Genomic DNA, 18,535 nt, shown 5'->3' with positions numbered 1-18,535 from the left:
GGCCCGGCGGCGTGACACGGGTGGCGCGCGCCAGCCAGGGACGACGGCCGGCGCGACCACCGAACTGTCCGGGCCCCCGTTCGGTACGGTGCCGCGCCGCTGCGCACTGGTTCCATGTGTTGGGCGTTAACATTTCTGTGCCGCGCCGGAACGATGCGGCGGCTGCGGGCTTACAAGCCACCCATTTCGGGTTTCTGGAGATGTCTCGATGCGCCGCCTCGTCCTCGCTGCCCTCGCCGCCGCTGCCCTGACCGGACCTGCCCTCGCCGCCAAGGACGCGCCCGCGACCGTCGCGCCGAAGTTCGAGTCGGTCCCCCAGGACGCGGTCCTCAGCTACAACCTGATCGGCCTCAACGTGACGGATGCGCAGAACAACACCGTCGGCGAGATCAAGGATCTCGCGATCGAGCACGAGAAGCTCGTCGGCTACATCGTCTCGGTCGGCGGCTTCCTCGGGATGGGCGAGCACTACGTCGCGGTCTCGCCCGCCTCGATCGCGCTCGGCTACGACGCCGACGCCAAGAAGTGGAAGGCGATCATCGGCGCCAGCAAGGATCAGCTGAAGGCCGCCCCCGAGTTCAAGTACGACGGCAAGTTCAAGCGCTGAGCGATGCGCGCCGTTCCTGCCCGCGCGGCGGGTGGGAACGGCGCGTTGCCGGCGACGCCGAACCGCCTCTGCTCCATGGGGCAGAGGTCGGCTCAGACGTGGCCTTCGAGCGCCGCGCGTGCCAGGCTGGCGACCACCGCCTCCCGCTTGGCCTGCCTGAGGATGATACGCGCCGCGGCCCGTGCATTGGCGGCCCGGAGTTCGGCCTGCGGGCCGCCGTCCCGCAGGGTCCGCCAGGCGAGGGCGCGGAACCACTTCGCATTGGCCAGCGCGGCAGCGCGGCGGCTGATCGGACCCCCTACATCGAGCGGCTTAACAAGTGTTCCGGACGCCATTGGCTCAATCCTGGACTGCGATCCACCGCTTGTCCGGTTTAGAGACAAGAAATGGCGATGCCTGGGCATTTGGGCAATAGTGATGCCGGCAATAACGTTCTGACGGTTCGCAAGGATTCGGCATCCTCGAAACGTGGTAGGCCGGGGGTTCGGAGCGCAGCGGCGTTCGGGGCATTCGAGCGGCGCCGGGCTGGCGATCGACCCGATCCCGGTGACGCAGGCCGCTCTGACTCTCGGTGTGCTGAAGTAATTGCCGCGAATGCCGGCGCGCCGGGCCCTGAAACGGCTGCAGCCGCGTTCGACACGCGTCCGTGATCCGGGTTTGTCCCGGACCGGGTGTCGGTCCCGGAACAATTGCGGAGACCGACGGTAGATCAAACACCGCGCGGCCGGATCGTGCGACGAGGATCCCAGCTTGGTTCAGACCCCTCCGCACGCGACCGCCCAGGTCGCCGGACACCCGATCCACGCGATGCTGGTCCCGATCCCGATCGTGTGTTTCCTCGGGACCTGGGTGACCGACATCGCCTACTGGCTCACCGCCAACATGCAGTGGGCGAATTTTTCCGCCTGGCTCCTGAGCGTCGGGCTGATCGGTTCGGCCCTGGCGGTGCTCGCCGGTTTGGTCGATTTCTTCGGCGACCGCCGCATCCGGCAACTCCGGACCGCCTGGATCCACGCCGCCGGCAATGCCGTGGCGCTGGGGCTCAGCATCGTCAACGTCTTCGTGCACAGCCGCGACGCCTACACGTCCGTCGTGCCAACCGGGCTGCTTCTGTCAACCGCGGTGGTGCTGATCCTCCTGGTCACCGGCTGGAGCGGGGCGGCCCTGGTTCACCGCCACGGAGTCAGCGTACGAATGGGAGACCGGGCATGACCCGCCGTCGACAGATCCTCGCCGCCGCGTTCCTGCTGCCGCTCTCCGCCTGCGGGCCGGATCCCATCGATCCGCAGACCCAGGTCGGGCCGAACCCGCCCCTGCCCGAACCGCACCAGTATCTGCTTCCGCCGATGCACGTCTCCAGCGCCGTCGGCTGGAAGGACGGGGAGACGCCGCAGGTCGCCCCGGGACACCAGGTGAAGGCGCTCGCCACCGGCCTGAAGAATCCGCGCTCGATCCTGGTCCTGCCGAACGGCGACATCCTCGTGGCGGAGAGCGGCGGCCCGACGCCGCCGATCAACCGGCCCAAGGAGATCATCATGGGCTGGCTGGAGGCGAAGTCGCATTCCGCCGAGACGCCCGGTCAGCGCATCACGCTGTTGCGGGACGCGGACGGCGACGGCGTGCCGGAACAGCGCTCCGTCCTCCTCGACAAGCAGAACTCACCCTTCGGGATGGCGCTGGTCGGCAACGACCTCTACGTCGCCGATACCGACGCGGTGATGCGCTATCCCTACACGACCGGCGCGACGACGATCACGCAACCCGGCGTCAAGCTCACGGAGCTGCCGGCGGGCCACATCAACCATCATTGGACCAAGAGTCTGACCGCGAGTCCCGACGGGACCAAACTCTATGCCGGTGTCGGATCGAACAGCAATGTCACCGAGAACGGCATCGACGAGGAGAAGGACCGGGCGGCGATCTGGGAGATCGACCGGGCGACCGGCGCGCACCGGCTCTACGCCACCGGCCTGCGCAACCCGAACGGCCTGACCTTCGAGCCGCAGACCGGGACGCTCTGGTGCGTGGTGAACGAGCGCGACGAACTCGGGCCCGATCTCGTGCCCGACTACATGACCTCGGTGAAGGATGGCGGCTTCTACGGCTGGCCCTACAGCTACTGGGGCCAGCACGTCGATCCCCGGGTGATGCCCCAGCGCCCCGACCTGGTCGCCGCGGCGATCATGCCCGACTATTCCGTGAGCTCACACGTGGCCCCACTCGGGATGACCTTCTACACGGGGTCCGCCCTGCCCCAGACCTACCACGGCGGCGCGTTCGTGGGCGAGCACGGGAGCTGGGACCGGAACCCGCTGAACGGCTACAAGGTGGTCTACATCCCCTTCGAGAACGGCAAGCCCTCCGGCAAGGCCCGGGACGTGGTTACCGGGTTCGTGACCGACGGGCGCGAGGCGAAGGGGCGGCCGGTCGGCCTTGCCGTCGACAGCCACGGCGCCCTCCTCATCGCCGACGATGCCGGCGGCACGGTCTGGCGGGTGACGGGTGCGGCTTCGCAGTCGGATGCCGGGCCGGGCACGGGGCAGAACCCCATCCTCCGCTGAGCTCACCGTAAGGGGTGCGCGGCGTCGATCGGGTCCCGTCCACCCGCCACGATCGACGCTGCCGGGACTGGCTCCGATGGTCTGCCCCGGCCGGCATGGGCCCTCGCCCGCATCGTGTCGCGGATGCGGGCGGCTTCAGCCCGCAGGGCGATCTTGACCGTCTATCCGGTCCGGTGTGGCTGCCGCGCGGGCCCCGGGGCCAGGAACAGCAACCCCGGACCCGGTGTTTCCCTCGGGACCGGCGGCGGCGTTCTGCGCACGATCGTCGGCAACGGAGGAGCATACGCCATGAAGCTCATTACCCTCACGCTCGCCGGCCTCCTCGCCGCCGCGAGTCCCGCCCTGGCGGCCGAGACCGGCAGCGGCATGAGCCGGTCCGGGACCGCCAACAGCACCGGTCCGAACGATGCCGGTTCCGGCTCGACGCCGGGGGCGAAGGGCAGCGGACCGTCGACCGGGTCGCTGAGCCGCTCCGGGACCACCAACAGCACCGGCGCGAACGACGCGGGATCCGGCGCGAAGCCCGGCTCGACCGGCCGCTGACCCAGCTTCGGCGCCGACGATAGGTGTTGAGAAGCCCCGCCCGGCCGATGCCGGGCGGAGGCGTAGCCGCGGACCGGTCAGTATCCGCAGTACCCCTATCTTTCGTGGCAGCGATCATAGCCGGAAGGCCCGTAAGAACGGGCGCGGGGCATCGTACGGGTCGTACCCGTAGGGATAGCCGGCCAGACCGTAGCCGACCCGCGCGCCTCGGCGCCGGACGGGGCGAAGGCCAGCGTCGCGCGTCGAGCCGCTGATGCGCGTGCGCGGCGTTTCAGGGCGTCATCTTAGCGTGGTGGGATCATCGGTCGACGACTTCACGGTCGCGATCCGATTCCGCACGGCGCCACCGCCTCGTTCGGACCGGGCGGGCTGAGGGTCGCGTCGTCGCCCCGATCGCCGATCATCGGTGCCGCAGCCCCGAAGCCGAGGATTGCTTCCGCGATCAGGCCGTCGAGCCTGTCGGCGACCTGAAACGCCCCGTCGACCACCCTGTGCAGGATCCAGTTCATGGTCCGATCCCCCTGAGGTCCGGCCGCGCCGCCATCCGGTGGCGGCGCGTCGGATGATGAGGCTCATCCGATCCGCATCGGCGGGATCAGACGAAATGCATCGGCAGGGCGCGGTCGAGCATCTCGGCATAGGTGCCGGCCAGGACGGCGACGGTCGCCACGGCGACGGCGGCGGCGAGGGTGAGGCGGGTGGTAAAGGTCATCGGTCGGCTCCATCGGGTCCGCGTCGGTGTTCGCGGCATGGCACCGATGTAAGCGCGTCCGTTCGGGATTGGCGTGCTCCGGCACACGAGCGCGGCGCCGTCTTGGGCCCGCAGCCGACCGGGTCGCGCGCCGGGCCCGTCGCCCGGAGACGTCGCGTCGGCGCCGAACGGTGCCGGGGTCAGCAGCCGCCGCAGATCGGCTTGGCGGTTTGCTGCCCCTCGCGCTCGAGGCGATCCATGGTGGCGCTCGCGTTCCGGGCCTGGGAGCCGGGCCGGGCTTCGGCAGCGGGCGGCGTGCTGACCATGCCGTTCGGATCGGCCGCGTCCCCGGAACCTGACCGGCTCCCCTTGCGGGCCGCGACCAGGGCCGGCCGGTCGACTGCGCCCGCGCGCAGCGGTGCCCAGGCGGCTCGTTCGCGCATCGAGGCATCGAGCTGGGCCGCGGGGTCCACGCCGGTCCCGGCGGCCGCCCCGAGGCCGGGCCTCAGCAACTGCCCGGGCTCGGTGCTGCGCGGAAGGGCCACGGTCGAGGCCGCCCGCGGCGGAGCACCCAGGGCGGGCGGCGCCGTCGCTGCCGGACCCAGGCATCCGCCGAGCGTCAGGGCGCAGCAGAGGAGAGCGGCGGTCCGCAGGGCAACGATGGCGGGCTCCTCGAGGCTCGGGGTTCAGGTCTTGCCGACCGGCCGAAAAAAGCGAGGTGCGATGCCGACGCTCACATCCGCGGCATCGACGGTGCACGTATCCGCAGCAATCTGCGGGATCCGCGACGGTCATCGTGTCTGTAAGTAATGGTGGGCGCACTAGGGTTCGAACCTAGGACCCGCTGATTAAGAGGACTAGGCTACGGGCACCGTGGAGTCAATTAGTTGCTTAGTGGCCGGCCCGGAGCGTTGATTTCGCTGCATAATTCGCTGATACCTTCTGACTATCGAACCGCTGCGTACCACCGGGCGCATCCCGCGTGCTTAGTATGTGATTAGTGGAATGCGCCTGACGAACCAGACCGCTGCGGCTGTGCCCCTCCCGACGGATCGGGCTCAAGTCGTGGTCTTCGACGCGGACCTACCGGGCTTCGGCCTGTGTGTAAACCGGGGTGGTTCGCGGCAGTGGATCGTCCAGTACCGGAACAGCCTCGGGCAGACGAAGCGCGAAACGCTCGGCCGGGCGACCCTGCTGTCGGCCACGGACGCCCGGCGCGCGGCGAGCGAGCGGCTGGCCCGGGCCAAGCTCGGCGAGGATCCGCACGCCGAGAAGCAGCTGGCCAAGGCCAGGGCCGCGGTGACGCTCGGCTCGAAGGTCGAGCCGTACCTGAAGGCCGCCGAGAAGCGCCTCCGCGACAGCTCGCTCCGGGATACGACGCGGTACATGCAGGTCGCGTGGAAGCCGTTGCACCGCGAGCCGCTGCACGCCGTCACGCGCGCCAAGGTCGCCGAGCGCCTCGCGACCATCTCTGAGGAGAGCGGGCCCTACGCTGCGAACCGCGCGCGCGCGACGCTGTCGGCCTTCTACGCGTGGCTGATCGGCACCGGGGCGGCCGAGACCAATCCCGTGGTGGGCACGCTGAAGACGATGCAGGAGGAGAAGCGCCGCCGGGTGCTGAAGCCCGAGGAGATCGCGGCGGTGCTACAGGCCTGCCGGGACGACGACTTCGGCCGGATCGTGCGGCTGCTCCTGCTCACCGGCCAGCGGCGCGAGGAGGTGGCGGGGCTCGCCTGGGCCGAGCTCGATCTCGCGGGCGGCATCTGGCACCTGCCCGGCGCGCGTACCAAGAACGCCCTGCCGCACGACGTGCCGCTGTCCCGCCCTGCCCTCGACATCCTGGCGCGAATCCAGCCGATCTCCGGCCGGGCCTATCTGTTTGGCGACGGGGCCGGGGCGTTCTCTGGCTTCTCGAAGGCGAAGGCGGCGCTCGACAAGCGCTCCGGCGTCGCGGACTGGCGGCTGCACGACCTGCGCCGCACTGTCTCCACCGGCATGAACGACCGAGGCGTGCTACCCCACGTCGTCGAGGCGGTGCTCAACCACATCTCGGGATCCCGGGCGGGCGTGGCGGGCGTCTACAACCACGCCCTCTACAACCCGGAGAAGCGCGCGGCGCTCGACCTATGGGCCGTATTTCTTCAGTCCCTCGACCCACGCGTCGAGCTCGCCGCGCCGGACCCCGGATCGGCGCTCGCTGAGCTGTAGCAGCGGCGGCCCCTTCCCTTCCCGGCACAGCCGTCGGAGCGTGGTCGCGCTGAGGCCCAGCTCACGGCACACGTCGGGGAAGCGCACCACGGTGCGCGCGGGATCGATGGCGTGCATCAGGTGCGATCCTTCTTCTTGGTGTCGGCGCGAGCGGCGTCCCGTGCCTGGTGGCATCGGGCGACGATGATGGCGGCGTGCGCTGCCTTCTGATTGGTCGGCCAAATCCCGCGCTGCAGGTCCTCCAGCAGACTGATCTCGTCGGGCCGCAGGCTGCGGCCGCCGTGCTTCTTCGGTGTCTCGCGATTGAGCTTCAGGCAGTGACGTCCGACCTCCTGCCAGGATTCGATCACGTCCGGTCCGTACAGCGGCAATCCGAAGCTTAGGGCCGGCGCGCCGGGAAGCTTCGACCCTTCGTCGACCGCTCTGCCCTCCCGGAAATGATTGGCGAAGTTCCAACCAGCCACGGACGACGGTTGTGGGCCCGGATTGACCAGATACCCATCCCGATTAACCCGAGGTGCCAGGGCCGTGGCGAGGTCATGCAGGTCCAGGCCCGCGCCATCCAGGGTTCGGACGATTGCCCGTGCTGCACCGAGCGCTTCACCATCGTTGGTGGCGCCGAGCAGCAGGATCAGCTTGGAAATCCTCTCGGCGGTCTCCTGCGAGATCATGCCGTCTCCCCTTCCCGTTTGAGCCTGCGCACGTGGGCGGCCGCGGCCTCTTCGCCGCCGGCCAGCGCGACATCGCGGAAGTCCTCCACGAGGGAATCCGGAACCCAGTCCGGTATCGGGATCGTCCCGCGCACCGGCGCGCGTGAGACTTTCTCCTGCGGCTGAGGTCGGCGCCCGGCTTTCCGTGCCGCCTTGAACCAGACGGCTGCAAGCCCGCGCCACGTCGGCACGCAGTGGACCGCCGCGTGCTCCCGCGCCTCCTGCTCGGCCGGCTTGATCGGCGTCGCCGTCACCGCGCGGGCCAGGGTCTCGCGATCGACCTCGGCGAAGTCATCGTCGCCGATCAGGTGCTGGAGCGCCCGGATCTGGGCTGCCGTAATCGGGGCCAGCCCGCCGTCGGCGAGCGTGCGCAGGATCCAGACGGCGTCCGCCTCGGTCTCGGCCAGCACCATGGCGCGGACCGCCGCGGCCGCGATCGTCGTGCGCGGCTTGTACTTGGCGCCGGCGGGCGGGAGCCGCAGCACCGTGACATCCGCCTGCCGGCAGACCTCGTCGACCGCGACCGCGTCCGGATCCCCGGCGGTGACCGCGGCGGCGTGCATCTGCGCGGCCGTGACGCCGAGCCGGTCCCGGTTGTGTCCAAGGAATGCGCTCGCCCGCTCAGCCTGAGCCACGGCGTCGACCACCACCACCGGGATCAGGTCGATACCCGGGTGCGTGGCGGCCGCGATTGCGGTGTGCTGGCCGTCGATGACCTCAAGCCCCTCCTCGGTCCAGGCGGCGATCGGCGGCTTGAGGCGCCGCCAGTCCCATCCCTCGACGATTCGCCGGATGAGCTTGCGCGAGGCCTCGGACAGGTCGCGCTGATAGGCCTCGTCGACCAGTAGCTCGGACGGCGCAATCCAGGTGATCTCGGGCTTGGGCGTCGGTGGCGTGGCCGGCGTCAGATCGGTGACGGCGAGGGCCGTGATCGGGCGCTTCATCGCCTTGCCCCCATCGCGACTGCCCAGTCTGGGTTCTGACCCTCCGGACCGAACAGGCTCGGGATCACGGCCTCAACGACGCGGTGCAGCTCGTTCAACCGCCCCGTCTCTGCCTCGCCCGCCGCGTCCCGGATCGCCTTATGCGCCTTGCTGCGACCGGGCACGGCGCGGTCCTTCGGGCTGCCCGTCGCCACGTAGGCGTCCCCGTGCACGAAGGCTTGGAACACAAGATCGATGGCGATGATGCCGATCCGATCCTTGGTCTCGGCCGGCAGGGCGTGCCACGCGGCGTTGACCCGGGCCTGGCCTGGGACAGCGGAACAGGGCTGATTTCCGCCCGGCGGAATCACTACCTTAAGCCCCTGTCCGACTTGCGCTTCTAGCTGCCGGACCCACGAAAACCGTCCAAGTGAATCACATGCTATCAGGGCCCGCGCGACGTGGGCCAGATACTCGCTCCCGCCGCTGCACCGGTCGTAGAGCTTGGCGTCGCGAGCGTAGAACCGGGTCAGAGCGTGCAGGCCGTCGAGGGTGATGGGCATCATGGCCTGCACAGCCTCGAACGTGCGGTCGGTTTCCTGGGCGGCCGCGTTGCAACGCTCGACCTGCTGCTGGTCGTCCTCGTCGAGGTGAACGAGGCATGCGGTGTGCAGGGCGTTGGCCATGTCGGCCGCCACGATCGCGGCGATAATCGGATCGGGTTCGGCCAAAGGATACTCTTTCAGTGCGTACCCTTGCGGCTCCAGCACCGCCGCGAGATCCGCAGCGCGTCCCAGGAGGATCCCGTAGGCCGGCTGGTAATCCGAGGCGTTGACCGCCTCGTCAGACAACCACCATTGCAGGTGCGCCAGCAGAGCCTGAGCCGCGTCAGGCAGCGGCTTGCCAACAATGGGGAACGCGCAGGCAGCCACAACCAACGCGTCGAGAGCGTCCAGCATCTCGCAGTTGGCGTTCTCGCTGTCCTCGCCCTCCGGCGCGACTTGGAAGGCATCGTAGGCAGCGCGATGGGCTGAGATCGCCACGTGAAGGGGGCTGACGGCGATCATGCCGTGCCTCCCCGCAGGAAGTCCCGGACCAGTTTCGCGTCGACCGGCGTGAGGCGGACGCGCCCAGCCTCCAGGGCCGCGACGAGCCGCTGCATGTCTTCAGCATCGATGAGGCGCCCCCCGTTCTCCAGGGTGTAGACCCGCAGTTCGTAAGCCACGAGTGCGAGGATGCTGGCGCTGATAGCCTGAGGGGGGACGGCGCTCATTGCGGACGCTCCCCGTTGGCCGGAGCAAACAGCAGCATGGCAAGATCGGCTACCCGAGCTTGGGCGAAAAAATATCCGGGCGGGTAATGCTTCTGCGCCTCGGAGAACGGCCCGACCTCGCTGAGCCACCAGCGTAGATAGGCGAGCAGATCTCTCGCCCCCTGCTGAGACCCGGCAGGCGTGCCGAGCAGGACGTCGAACGCGTCGATCGACGCGTCCATAGCCCGCTGAAGCGCTGGACCGGCAGGCGCCACGAACACTGCGTGCCAAGCCGCACTGTGTGCAGCGATAGCGTCATGTACCGGAAGCGCGCTCATGACTGGGCTCCCGGAAAGGCAGCCGGGCACAGTTCCTGAGCGCGCTGCCAAATCTGCGCGAACAGCTTGGCGTCGAGCATCTCCTCGGCGGCGTTGATGAACGCCTTGCGCTTGGCGTTCTTAGCGGAGACGACGGGATCTCCCTCAATTGCCTGCTCGGCGATGCGCTGTTGCAGGATGGGGCGCTGGTAGCGCTTCCGCTTGATGGCCACGTTGACCCGGCGCAACCAATCCGGCGTGCGAGGCCGCTCACCGGATCCGTGAGCCTCAAGCTGTTCCTCGACTTGGATGATGGAATTGACGAGCTCGCCATAGATCTCCTCGGCCTGCGTCGCCGCGGAGATGTCATCGATGTGGGTTTCGATGCCGTCGGCGCGGATGATAATCTGCAAGCCGCGCACACCTTGCTGAGCTGCTGAGGAGACCATCGTTCAGGCTCCCCGCTTTTCGGTTGCCGCGAAGGCCAGCAGCTCGCGGGCGAAGCCCTGGATCTGATCGGGATCACCGTTCTGGAGGACCGGCAAGGCCAGTATCTTTAGGCGGGTCTCACGGTCGGCGCGGTTCGCCGGTCGACGCCGACGCGCCTCATCGTTGGCCGCGGTCTCCACGTCCGTCAGGGCGTCGCCGAGCCACTGCATCAGTTTGCCGGCGGCGTTGTAGTGATTGCCCGGGCTACGCGCCTTGCAGCGCCCCGTCCAGACCAGGGCATAGGCCACGCCACCGACCTGGTCGGCGAGGTCGTGAAGTGACTGCAGTTCCTCCAGCGAGGCGGACGCGAGGTCGAGCATGCTGACCAGGTTGGTATCTCGCCGGGAACGCTCCTCTCGGGTTGCAAGGACCGCACGCAGGGCGTCCGCGGCGACCGACAGGCCACGCACGGCGTCTGACGGCTGGGCGGCTGCACTGGCGCGGTCCGTGGCCTCCCGCAGGTACTCGGTGAGAGCGATCACACCGGACAGCGTTGCCGGCTGTGCCGTGAACAGTGCGTTGTAGGCGGCAACCTCGCGGCGACCCGGCTCGTCGGATGCCGCTACCGCTTCGGCATAGCCGGGGTCGCTCTCCAGCATCTCGCTCCAGACCTCCGACAGCCGATCCCATTCGGCATAGGCGGCGCGATGCTCCTCAATCAGCGCGAACACCGGGTCGGAGCTGGGTTGTCTGGCGAGCGCCGACAGGACCTGTGCCTCTGTGCTGCCAAGGTCGACCGCGGCCGTCAGCGCCGGCAGGAACAGATCGGCTCGGATCTCGGCCTTCCGGACGCGAGCCTCATCCTCGCCCATGTGCTCCTCGAGGGTTGCGGTCCGGCGGTGAAACTCGGCCCAGGCGATGCCGCGCAGCCGCTGAAGCTCGATCTGCAGGCCTTGCGAGACCCGGGCGAAGTTCGTGGGCTCGATAGCGGGCGAGGCCATGAAACCGGGTGGCGGATTGTGCCATTCAACATCGGGCGCTGCCGTGAACGCCAGCAGATCCCGGGTCAGGCCCTCGCCCAGCTTGTCCGGCCACTCGATCTCGATGTCCGCGTTGCGCTGAGCGACGCGAGCCTTGAGGCGCAGGCCTGCCAACGACGCCGCAGGCAACTCGGCGATGCGGTCCTCGATCTTGCCGAGCGCACAGCATGCCTCTCCCGATGCCTCCTCGGCCGCCTCGACGCCGGTCCGCTCGCGCCATTCTTTGGAACGCTGAAACCACGCCTGCCAGTCAGGGCCGGAGCCTGCCGGAGAAGGGCCAGGGTGATTGTCGGCCATGGCCGCATCGGTGATCGCGCTCTGTCTCCCGGAAACTTGGTCGTAGGCGTCCCGGGCCGCCTCCCACTCCAGGGCGAGGGCGAGCAGTTCGGCGTCTCCGGCGGCGCGCCTGGACGGCGATCTGGGCTCGGCGCCGCTGCGCAGGTCTTGGGTAGCCCTGAACGCCCCCTCGGGGCGGAAGGCCAGATCGGCCACGGCGTCGGCGCGAAGGTCACGACGCGCGCGCGCCTCCCACACTTCATAGTCGCCGTCCAGGAGAAGGGCGTTTGCGATCACCCGTTGGCGTCCGATCTCAGCCTGCAGGTGGCTGTGCATTTGCAAGGCGTTGAAGGCGATCCACCGTGCCATAGGCCGGCGCACGACCTTCCCAAGAGCGTCGGAATAAGAGACCGTACCGTCGCGGTGGTCGATCCCGCAGGCGGCTAGCACGTCGCCGGTGCGGCCGGCCCGCGCGACCTGGTCGGCATGACTGGGTACAAGCATGGCGATCGTCGCGGCATCGCGCTGCGCGTCGGGCAAGTCAGTCTGCGGCGACTGGCCGGCGGACATGGCTGTGGTATCAGGTGCTACCTGTTCCATTTGGTTGCTCTCCGGGTGGGGCGGGTAAGGCTCTCGCTGGCGGTCCAGGCTGGCGAGAGCCGCTTCGGTAGACACGACCGGTGTCAGGGGCGTCCGAACGCAAAATGGCCCGCGCCCCAGAGGGCGCAGGCTGCGAGAAACGGTCCGAGGATCATGAGGTGGTGGGCGAGCATCGTGGGGCCTCGCTACTTGGCGAGGGTACCCTGTACGTTTTGTGATGCGTCGTCAACACATTTTGTACAGCGCTTAAGGTCGACGCGGAGGCTTGACGAGCGAAACTTTTTTGTAAGGGTCGTTTAGTTCTGCTTGGTATTCATCAAGTGTTCTATATCCCCATGCGCGTCGTCTTATAATGCATTCTACTAAATAAAGATCTTTGTAGTTCTCAAAGATCGGCCCCATTTCGGGATAAAGTTGTATATCAACTTTAGTTCTATCGTCATTAAGTCTTAATGTGCGAAGAACCGCTTTATCATTCTCAAGAACTATTATTGCAAGATCGCCGGGATTGATGCGCTTTGTTGTCTTTATAATTTTCATACAGCCCATGACTGAGATAACATCCCCCGGCCAGCAATTCAGCAATGGCTTTGTGGTAGTAAATTCAAAAATTTTGGACTCGTGAAAAGGAAAATAATCAGAAAAAGCGAGAATTGGAACAAAATTGCCGACTGTTGTAGTTGGATAATAAGTAATATTTCCCTCGTTATCAATATCACCTGTCAGTAGCCTGCCTTCTTGTCTATGAAAGCTTGAATTCTCTTCGCCAATAAGAAGCCATTCTAGGCGAACTTTGAAAGCCTTGGCGTACCTATAAGCAACATCTATTTTAAGTCCTCGTTCTCCATTTTCATGACTGCGATACGTATTCTCATTCCACCGAAATCTTCGAGCGGCATCTGAGGCTGTCGCAAAGCCCCTTTGCTCACGAGCGTGAGCGAGGCGCAGGTGAACTTCAGTGAGATTGGGCTGGGTCATCTCGCAAAGCTAACAAAATGCGCTGTACGTTTCGCCTTGACGGTTTGCACCACAAAACGTACAGAGACAAGCATGACGACGGTCGCTTCCATCTTTTCGGCCTTCAACGGACCTGCAGCTGTGGGCAAGGCTATCGGTGTAACAACCGAGCATTCGGCCTCGATGCGTAGACGACGCTCAATTCCGGTCCGGTATTGGCCCGCCTTACTCGACGCAGCTTCCAAGCATCACCCGCCGTTGGTGACGAATCAGGATCTCATCGATGCGCATTCGTTGCCTCGACATACATCTAAGTTGGTTGAGGCGCGCGCATAATGGCCAGCTCAAGGCTCTATCCGCATCAACGCGCCGCCGATTGCGCCGAGCATAGCACCGGCGTCGCTTCCCGTGGCCGCTCTGGCGAAGCCGTCGAGCCGGTTTGCGAGGCGCTCCAGGATCGCGCTTCGATCGTTGATCGGCATCGCACCGACCAGCTCCTGGGCGAAGATCGCCAGGACCTCGGCCAGCCGCGCAGGCGCCAGCGCGCCCGGCGCCTCCAGGCGGAGGCATGACATGCGCCTGTCTGACTGGATGCGGGCCGCCGGGCTCACCGACGCCGACGTCGCCGCAGCCGCCGGAATCTCCGCCGAGGCCGTTCGCAAGCTGCGATTCGGCGTCAGAGGTGCTTCCGCACGCACTGCGGCACGGCTCGACGCGCTCTCTTCCGGCCAAGTTCGCCCGGCCGACCTCGTCGCGCTGAAACGGCGAGCGGCGTCCGAGACTTCGGAGCGCCGCCCATGACCGCCTTCACCACCAGCATCCGCACCATGCCGAGCGCTCTCGCCTGCCAGCTCTGCGCGCTCAGCCAGTTCGTCGTTGCTGTTCTTCGTCCCCGTCACCGATCCGTCTCCGTCTCTCGTGGTCGCCAGACCTTTGACCACAGGAGCCACCCGAGATGGCGGGAACATCACCCACGACCGCGGGACATCGTCCCAAGCATCGAGGCTGCGGCATGAATACGGCCCAGGCAGAGGCACGCTCGCTCGTCGAGCTGATTGCCGGACCGATGCGGCTTGGAGAGAACGTCAAGGCCGCGCTCGGTCGTGTCGCGATTGCGACCGGCCTCGGAGATCGCCGCATCCGCGGTATCTGGAACAACGAAGCCCGGAGCATCCGGGCCGAGGAGATGGACCGCCTCAGGCGGGTCGCCCTCGATGCGCGAACCCGGGAGGAAGTCGATCGTGCCTATCGTGCCCATCTGGCCAGGCTGCAAGCCTGCTCGGCGACCCTTTGCCTATCGGACAAGGTCCGCGATTGCGACCCGCATCTTGAACTGGGCGGGGTGGCTCGCGGAGCTGATTGCGCCCTGGATCAGGGTGCCGCCTGATGACGCCGGTGCTCCGCCGGCCGGGTAGCCGAAGCTTGTCCCACCCGCATCGTCGCTCTTACCTGGAGGGCGTCTGATGCCCTGGTCGTCACAGCAGGAACAAGCCCTCGCCGCGATCCGTCGCTGGCATAAGGAACAGGGTGGCCCGCAGGTGTTCCGCCTGTTCGGCTACGCCGGCACCGGCAAGACAACGCTGGCCAGGGAGATCGCGAACGGCGTCTCCGGTCGCGTCATGTTCGGCGCCTTCACCGGCAAGGCCGCGTCCGTGCTCCGCTCGAAGGGCTGCGCGGACGCCTCGACCATCCATTCCATGATCTACGCGCCCGAGGAGGTACAGGAGCGAGGACCGAACGGCGATTGGGTCACGCGAGTGCGGTTCAATCTGAACCGGCTCGCTGATGTCTCCCTCGCGCGCTTGGTCATCATCGACGAGTGCTCGATGGTCGACGAGCGGCTCGGCGGCGACCTGCTGTCGTTCGGCGTGAAGATCCTGGTCCTGGGCGATCCCGCGCAATTACCGCCGGTGCGCGGCGATGGGTTCTTCACCGGACAGGATCCGGACCTGATGCTGACGGAGATCCACCGTCAGGCGGCCGAGAGCCCGATCATCGGTATGGCGACCGACGTGCGCATGGGGCGCCGCCTCCAGAAGGGCAGCTACGGCGACAGCTCCGTCATCAGTCAACGCGACGTGCCGGCCGACGAGACGCGGCGAAGCGGTCAGACCCTGTGCGGCATGAACCGGTCACGGCGGACCCTGAACGCTCAAATCCGGGCCAGCCGTGGGTTCGATCCGGACCGGCCTGAGGAAGGCGACAAGCTCGTGTGCCTTCGGAACAACCACGCCAAGGGCCTGCTGAACGGCACGCTCTGGGAGGTCGACGAAGTCTTGGGCTTCGATGACGACGGCGTCCGCATGATGGTGCAGTCGATCGAGGATCGAGACCAAGATCCGGTCCGCGTCTACGTCCGGCGCGAGTTCTTCCATGGTGAGGAGGACGGCCTGCCGTTCGACGTCCTGAAGAGGACCGACGCCTTCACCTACGGATACGCCCTGACTGTTCACAAGAGCCAGGGATCCCAGTGGGATCGCGTCCTCGTCTACGACGAGAGCTTCGCCTTCCGCGAGAACAAGAACCGCCACCTCTACACCGCGCTGACCCGCGCCGCCCAGGCCGTCACCGTCGTGCAGCATTGAACGAGGGCAGCCGCGACGTGACTGCCCACACCCGCCTTACCCCAACCGAGCTCCGCCTCGCCGTGCGCGAGCGTGGCTACCACCCGGTACCGGTTTCCGGTCCCACGATGAACGTGTCGTCGGCCGGGAAGAGGCCGACCATGTCGCAATGGGAACGGCGCTGCCTCGACGCCTCGACGGAGGAAATCGAGCGGTGGGGCGTGACGCAACCGGAGTGCACGAATACCGGCCTTCTCTGCGGACGGCTGATCGGCGCCGACATCGACGTACTTCGACCGGACCTCTCCGAGGCCATCGCTGATTTGGCGCGTCAAGTGCTCGGACCGACGCCGCTGGTACGGATCGGGCGCGAACCGAAGGTGCTGCTCGGATACCGAATTGATATTCCGATCGACAAGCTGCAGACCGCTGCGCTCCGGTTCACGGACGACCCGAAGGAGAAGGAGACAAAGGTCGAGATCCTGGCCCGCGGCCAGCAGTTTGTTGGTTTCGGCATTCACCCCGAGACTGCGGCGCCGTACCGCTGGCCGGACGCATCGCCACTGACTGTCAACTTCGAAGACCTACCCGAGGTCACCGAGGGCGCATTGCGCCAGTTCGTGGCAGAGGCTGAAGAGATCCTGCGCGAGGCAGGCGCGTCGACAAAGCGCGAGCGCAAGCAGGAAGACAAGAAGCGCGAGGATAAGGGCCAGCGCGCCGCGGGCTACAAGACGGGCGAGAAGCCCGACCGCGAGACCATTGCCGACGCTCTCGCCCATATTCCCAACGACTTCGACTATGACGGCTGGGTGCGCATCGGCTTCGCGCTGTACGATGGGCTGGGCGAGGCCGGACGTGACCTTTGGGAGGACTGGTCGGCTACCTCGCCGAACGACGATGCGGCTTTCACATCGCGAAAGTGGTCGAGCTTCGCCAGCGGCAGGTCGATCAAGATCGCGACACTGTTCTGGCACGCAATAGACCACGGATGGAAGCGCAAGGGGCGATCCGGCGCGCCCAAGAAAGATAGGGCGGAGCGCCGCGCACACGCCGATCCGGACATCGAGCCGGATACCGACGATCAACGCCCGATCGTGCGCTACGTCGCTGGCCGGGTGCCGAGCGCCGTCGACCGGATGGAAGAGGTGTTGCTCAGCGCCAAGGTCGAAGTTTTCGCCCGCACCAGTGTGCTCGTTCGTCCGGTCGTCGAGACGGTACCTGCCGCGAAGGACCGGACGACCACCGTGGCGCGCATGCGGACTATCGCGCCCATAGGCATGTCGGACTTGGCCGCACGCGTGATGCGATTCCAGAAGTTCGACGCGCGCGCCGAGGATTGGCTCGACGTGAACCCGCCGACCGACGCGATGGCGATGCTGCTGGAGCGAGAGGGCCATTGGCGCCTTCCGTCCGTGGTGGGCATCATCACCACGCCGAGCCTGCGGCCGGATGGGTCTATCCTCGACAAGCCGGGCTACGATCCGGCCACGCGGCTCTACTACGCGGCCGATCGCGACTTCGTGCTGCCGTCGATCCCTGACCGACCGACACGGGACGACGCCTTGCACGCTCTGGCAGACCTGAACGACCTCCTGTGCGGGTTTCCGTTCGAAGGGCCCGTAGATCGTGCCGTGGCCTTGGCGGGCATCCTAACCGCGGTGATCCGATGCGTCGTGCCGACGGCACCACTCATCGCGATTAACGCGCACACGCCGGGGACCGGTAAGAGCTACCTTGTGGACCTGTTCGCGGCCATCGCGACCGGCCGGCGATGCCCCGTCATCACGGCGGGCAAAACGGAGGAAGAGACCGAGAAGCGGCTTGGCGCGCTGCTCCTCGGCGCCGTGCCCATCGTGTCGATCGACAACGTCAACGGCGAGCTCGGCGGTGACACTTTGTGCCAGCTCGTCGAGCGGCCGCTCGTACGCATCCGGATCTTAGGCAAGAGCGAGGCGCCCGAGATTGAATGCCGAGCAGCCGTTTACGCCACCGGCAACAACCTCGTTCTGCTCGGCGACATGACACGCCGTGTTATCATCTGCGCGCTCGACGCCGGCTTGGAGCGTCCAGAGCTACGGAAGTTCGACTTCTCGCCGCTAGACCGTGTGCTGGCAGACCGCGGTCGGTATGTGGCTGCCGTCCTAACGATCATTCGCGCCTATCAGGCGGATGGGAGACCCGATGTCTGCGGCGCGCTCGGGTCGTACGAGGACTGGAGCGCCGTCGTGCGCGCGCCCCTCGTGTGGCTCGGAGAGCCTGATCCAATCCTGAGCATGGAGAAAGCGCGAGAGGAAGACCCTGTTCTTTCGGCCATACGTGAGTTGTTCGAGCACTGGCGCGCAAACCTAAAGTTGCTCTGTGGTTACACTACAAACACTATCATACGAACGGCGTGTGACCGTGAGCTTGCTAATTCTTTTACCGGACCTGGTGAGTTCAAATTGGCCGAGTTTCGCGACTTGCTGTTGCGCCAGGCTGGGGAAGGTGGAGCGGTTAATACACGGAAACTCGGGAAATGGTTTTCGTCAATTAGCGGTCGCGTAATCGACGGCCACCGCCTTGAGATGAAGGTCGACGGAAGCAACGGCAACAAGTTCACTTTGTGCCGCGTGGGCGCTGACCACGATTTTCCGGGTGATCGACCCGCGAACGATTATCGGTCCTATTCCGCACCGGAGTTCTGATGCGCCCGCCAGATTTAGGGGTTTCAGGGGTTTTAGTGGTTGTTTTCAACGCCACTGGTCAAACTGTCAAAGAACTCGTTAGCGAGGCGCGCCAACACCCGCATACGTGTGCGGATGACAGTTTATGCGCGCTGGCTGAAATGAACCCCTTAAACCCCTCAAACCCCTATCCG

At 66.5% G+C, this 18,535-nt stretch carries 21 protein-coding genes; 8 read left to right on the top strand and 13 right to left on the bottom strand.

What is annotated here, in order from left to right:
• Positions 1-208: 208 nt before the first annotated feature.
• Positions 209-607 (top strand): PRC-barrel domain-containing protein, encoded by a 399-nt coding sequence (locus AC3IF1_RS13230; RefSeq protein WP_243967613.1) that lies wholly within the window; start codon positions 209-211, stop codon positions 605-607.
• Positions 608-699: 92 nt separating this feature from the next.
• Here the strand turns inward: AC3IF1_RS13230 and AC3IF1_RS13225 are convergent, their stop codons facing one another.
• Entirely contained in the window at positions 700-942 is a 243-nt protein-coding gene (locus tag AC3IF1_RS13225; RefSeq protein WP_489217906.1) for a hypothetical protein, read from the bottom strand.
• Between the two features lie 415 nt (positions 943-1,357).
• On the opposite strand from AC3IF1_RS13225, the gene AC3IF1_RS13220 reads away from it, so the two are divergent.
• The 3 genes from AC3IF1_RS13220 to AC3IF1_RS13210 all read left to right on the top strand — a co-directional run bounded on the left by AC3IF1_RS13220 (position 1,358) and on the right by AC3IF1_RS13210 (position 3,711).
• Positions 1,358-1,819 carry a DUF2231 domain-containing protein gene (locus AC3IF1_RS13220; protein WP_489217905.1) on the top strand — a complete coding sequence of 154 codons (462 nt, stop codon included), beginning with the start codon at positions 1,358-1,360 and terminating at the stop codon, positions 1,817-1,819.
• Entirely contained in the window at positions 1,816-3,168 is a 1,353-nt protein-coding gene (locus tag AC3IF1_RS13215) for a PQQ-dependent sugar dehydrogenase (protein ID WP_489217904.1), read from the top strand. The genes AC3IF1_RS13220 and AC3IF1_RS13215 overlap by 4 nt, the downstream gene beginning before the upstream one ends.
• 288 nt (positions 3,169-3,456) lie before the next feature.
• Positions 3,457-3,711 carry a hypothetical protein gene (locus tag AC3IF1_RS13210; RefSeq protein WP_243967617.1) on the top strand — a complete coding sequence of 85 codons (255 nt, stop codon included), beginning with the start codon at positions 3,457-3,459 and terminating at the stop codon, positions 3,709-3,711.
• A gap of 314 nt (positions 3,712-4,025) precedes the next feature.
• Here the strand turns inward: AC3IF1_RS13210 and AC3IF1_RS13205 are convergent, their stop codons facing one another.
• Entirely contained in the window at positions 4,026-4,220 is a 195-nt protein-coding gene (locus AC3IF1_RS13205) for a hypothetical protein (RefSeq protein WP_489217903.1), read from the bottom strand.
• A 382-nt stretch (positions 4,221-4,602) separates the two neighbouring features.
• Complete coding sequence (locus AC3IF1_RS13200; RefSeq protein WP_243967619.1) at positions 4,603-4,947, bottom strand: hypothetical protein; 345 nt, start codon at positions 4,945-4,947, stop codon at positions 4,603-4,605.
• 460 nt (positions 4,948-5,407) lie between these two features.
• On the opposite strand from AC3IF1_RS13200, the gene AC3IF1_RS13195 reads away from it, so the two are divergent.
• Entirely contained in the window at positions 5,408-6,610 is a 1,203-nt protein-coding gene (locus AC3IF1_RS13195) for a tyrosine-type recombinase/integrase (protein ID WP_489217902.1), read from the top strand.
• On the opposite strand, the gene AC3IF1_RS13190 is transcribed toward AC3IF1_RS13195, so the two are convergent.
• The 10 genes from AC3IF1_RS13190 to AC3IF1_RS13145 all read right to left on the bottom strand — a co-directional run bounded on the left by AC3IF1_RS13190 (position 6,527) and on the right by AC3IF1_RS13145 (position 14,013).
• The gene (locus AC3IF1_RS13190; RefSeq protein WP_489217901.1) at positions 6,527-6,727 is read right to left on the bottom strand and encodes a helix-turn-helix transcriptional regulator; all 201 of its coding nucleotides are present in this window, start codon (positions 6,725-6,727) and stop codon (positions 6,527-6,529) included. The two genes, AC3IF1_RS13195 and AC3IF1_RS13190, sit on opposite strands and share 84 nt — an antisense overlap.
• Positions 6,727-7,281: a hypothetical protein gene (locus tag AC3IF1_RS13185; protein WP_489217900.1), complete on the bottom strand. Its 555-nt coding sequence runs from the start codon at positions 7,279-7,281 to the stop codon at positions 6,727-6,729. The genes AC3IF1_RS13190 and AC3IF1_RS13185 overlap by 1 nt, the downstream gene beginning before the upstream one ends.
• Complete coding sequence (locus AC3IF1_RS13180) at positions 7,278-8,264, bottom strand: hypothetical protein (RefSeq protein WP_489217899.1); 987 nt, start codon at positions 8,262-8,264, stop codon at positions 7,278-7,280. Before AC3IF1_RS13180 ends, AC3IF1_RS13185 begins: the two co-directional genes overlap by 4 nt.
• On the bottom strand, positions 8,261-9,310 hold the full coding sequence (locus AC3IF1_RS13175) for a hypothetical protein (RefSeq protein WP_489217898.1): 1,050 nt from the start codon (positions 9,308-9,310) through the stop codon (positions 8,261-8,263). The genes AC3IF1_RS13180 and AC3IF1_RS13175 overlap by 4 nt, the downstream gene beginning before the upstream one ends.
• On the bottom strand, positions 9,307-9,516 hold the full coding sequence (locus AC3IF1_RS13170) for a hypothetical protein (protein WP_489217897.1): 210 nt from the start codon (positions 9,514-9,516) through the stop codon (positions 9,307-9,309). The genes AC3IF1_RS13175 and AC3IF1_RS13170 overlap by 4 nt, the downstream gene beginning before the upstream one ends.
• On the bottom strand, positions 9,513-9,833 hold the full coding sequence (locus AC3IF1_RS13165; RefSeq protein WP_489217896.1) for a hypothetical protein: 321 nt from the start codon (positions 9,831-9,833) through the stop codon (positions 9,513-9,515). Before AC3IF1_RS13165 ends, AC3IF1_RS13170 begins: the two co-directional genes overlap by 4 nt.
• Entirely contained in the window at positions 9,830-10,261 is a 432-nt protein-coding gene (locus tag AC3IF1_RS13160; RefSeq protein ID WP_489217895.1) for a hypothetical protein, read from the bottom strand. The genes AC3IF1_RS13165 and AC3IF1_RS13160 overlap by 4 nt, the downstream gene beginning before the upstream one ends.
• 3 nt (positions 10,262-10,264) lie before the next feature.
• Positions 10,265-12,127, bottom strand: a complete 1,863-nt coding sequence (locus tag AC3IF1_RS13155) for a hypothetical protein (RefSeq protein ID WP_489217894.1) — start codon at positions 12,125-12,127, stop codon at positions 10,265-10,267.
• Between the two features lie 276 nt (positions 12,128-12,403).
• Positions 12,404-13,135 carry a helix-turn-helix transcriptional regulator gene (locus tag AC3IF1_RS13150; protein WP_489217893.1) on the bottom strand — a complete coding sequence of 244 codons (732 nt, stop codon included), beginning with the start codon at positions 13,133-13,135 and terminating at the stop codon, positions 12,404-12,406.
• Between the two features lie 323 nt (positions 13,136-13,458).
• Positions 13,459-14,013, bottom strand: coding sequence for a hypothetical protein (locus AC3IF1_RS13145; protein ID WP_489217892.1), 555 nt, complete (start codon positions 14,011-14,013; stop codon positions 13,459-13,461).
• Between the two features lie 113 nt (positions 14,014-14,126).
• Between AC3IF1_RS13145 and AC3IF1_RS13140 the strand changes: the two genes are divergently transcribed.
• The 3 genes from AC3IF1_RS13140 (at position 14,127) to AC3IF1_RS13130 (ending at position 18,362) form a co-directional block, all read left to right on the top strand.
• A complete protein-coding gene (locus AC3IF1_RS13140; RefSeq protein ID WP_489217891.1) occupies positions 14,127-14,501 on the top strand; it encodes a hypothetical protein in 375 nt (124 codons plus the stop codon).
• A 76-nt stretch (positions 14,502-14,577) separates the two neighbouring features.
• A complete protein-coding gene (locus AC3IF1_RS13135; protein ID WP_489217890.1) occupies positions 14,578-15,699 on the top strand; it encodes an ATP-dependent DNA helicase in 1,122 nt (373 codons plus the stop codon).
• Entirely contained in the window at positions 15,585-18,362 is a 2,778-nt protein-coding gene (locus tag AC3IF1_RS13130) for a PriCT-2 domain-containing protein (protein ID WP_489217889.1), read from the top strand. The genes AC3IF1_RS13135 and AC3IF1_RS13130 overlap by 115 nt, the downstream gene beginning before the upstream one ends.
• Positions 18,363-18,535: the final 173 nt, after the last annotated feature.

Source organism: Methylobacterium sp. E-012, from assembly GCF_057836545.1.
Note: the sequence above shows the minus strand (reverse complement) of the source record. Positions and strands in the feature narration are given on the sequence as shown.

What these genes read in the sequence shown, in the direction of transcription:
- AC3IF1_RS13230 (WP_243967613.1), top strand. Translation starts at nt 209, where the DNA reads ATGCGCCGCCTCGTCCTCGCTGCCCTCGCCGCCGCTGCCCTGACCGGA.
- AC3IF1_RS13225 (WP_489217906.1), bottom strand. Translation starts at nt 942, where the DNA reads ATGGCGTCCGGAACACTTGTTAAGCCGCTCGATGTAGGGGGTCCGATC.
- AC3IF1_RS13215 (WP_489217904.1), top strand. Translation starts at nt 1,816, where the DNA reads ATGACCCGCCGTCGACAGATCCTCGCCGCCGCGTTCCTGCTGCCGCTC.
- AC3IF1_RS13210 (WP_243967617.1), top strand. Translation starts at nt 3,457, where the DNA reads ATGAAGCTCATTACCCTCACGCTCGCCGGCCTCCTCGCCGCCGCGAGT.
- AC3IF1_RS13205 (WP_489217903.1), bottom strand. Translation starts at nt 4,220, where the DNA reads ATGAACTGGATCCTGCACAGGGTGGTCGACGGGGCGTTTCAGGTCGCC.
- AC3IF1_RS13195 (WP_489217902.1), top strand. Translation starts at nt 5,408, where the DNA reads ATGCGCCTGACGAACCAGACCGCTGCGGCTGTGCCCCTCCCGACGGAT.
- AC3IF1_RS13190 (WP_489217901.1), bottom strand. Translation starts at nt 6,727, where the DNA reads ATGCACGCCATCGATCCCGCGCGCACCGTGGTGCGCTTCCCCGACGTG.
- AC3IF1_RS13185 (WP_489217900.1), bottom strand. Translation starts at nt 7,281, where the DNA reads ATGATCTCGCAGGAGACCGCCGAGAGGATTTCCAAGCTGATCCTGCTG.
- AC3IF1_RS13180 (WP_489217899.1), bottom strand. Translation starts at nt 8,264, where the DNA reads ATGAAGCGCCCGATCACGGCCCTCGCCGTCACCGATCTGACGCCGGCC.
- AC3IF1_RS13175 (WP_489217898.1), bottom strand. Translation starts at nt 9,310, where the DNA reads ATGATCGCCGTCAGCCCCCTTCACGTGGCGATCTCAGCCCATCGCGCT.
- AC3IF1_RS13170 (WP_489217897.1), bottom strand. Translation starts at nt 9,516, where the DNA reads ATGAGCGCCGTCCCCCCTCAGGCTATCAGCGCCAGCATCCTCGCACTC.
- AC3IF1_RS13165 (WP_489217896.1), bottom strand. Translation starts at nt 9,833, where the DNA reads ATGAGCGCGCTTCCGGTACATGACGCTATCGCTGCACACAGTGCGGCT.
- AC3IF1_RS13160 (WP_489217895.1), bottom strand. Translation starts at nt 10,261, where the DNA reads ATGGTCTCCTCAGCAGCTCAGCAAGGTGTGCGCGGCTTGCAGATTATC.
- AC3IF1_RS13155 (WP_489217894.1), bottom strand. Translation starts at nt 12,127, where the DNA reads ATGTCCGCCGGCCAGTCGCCGCAGACTGACTTGCCCGACGCGCAGCGC.
- AC3IF1_RS13150 (WP_489217893.1), bottom strand. Translation starts at nt 13,135, where the DNA reads ATGACCCAGCCCAATCTCACTGAAGTTCACCTGCGCCTCGCTCACGCT.
- AC3IF1_RS13140 (WP_489217891.1), top strand. Translation starts at nt 14,127, where the DNA reads ATGAATACGGCCCAGGCAGAGGCACGCTCGCTCGTCGAGCTGATTGCC.
- AC3IF1_RS13135 (WP_489217890.1), top strand. Translation starts at nt 14,578, where the DNA reads ATGCCCTGGTCGTCACAGCAGGAACAAGCCCTCGCCGCGATCCGTCGC.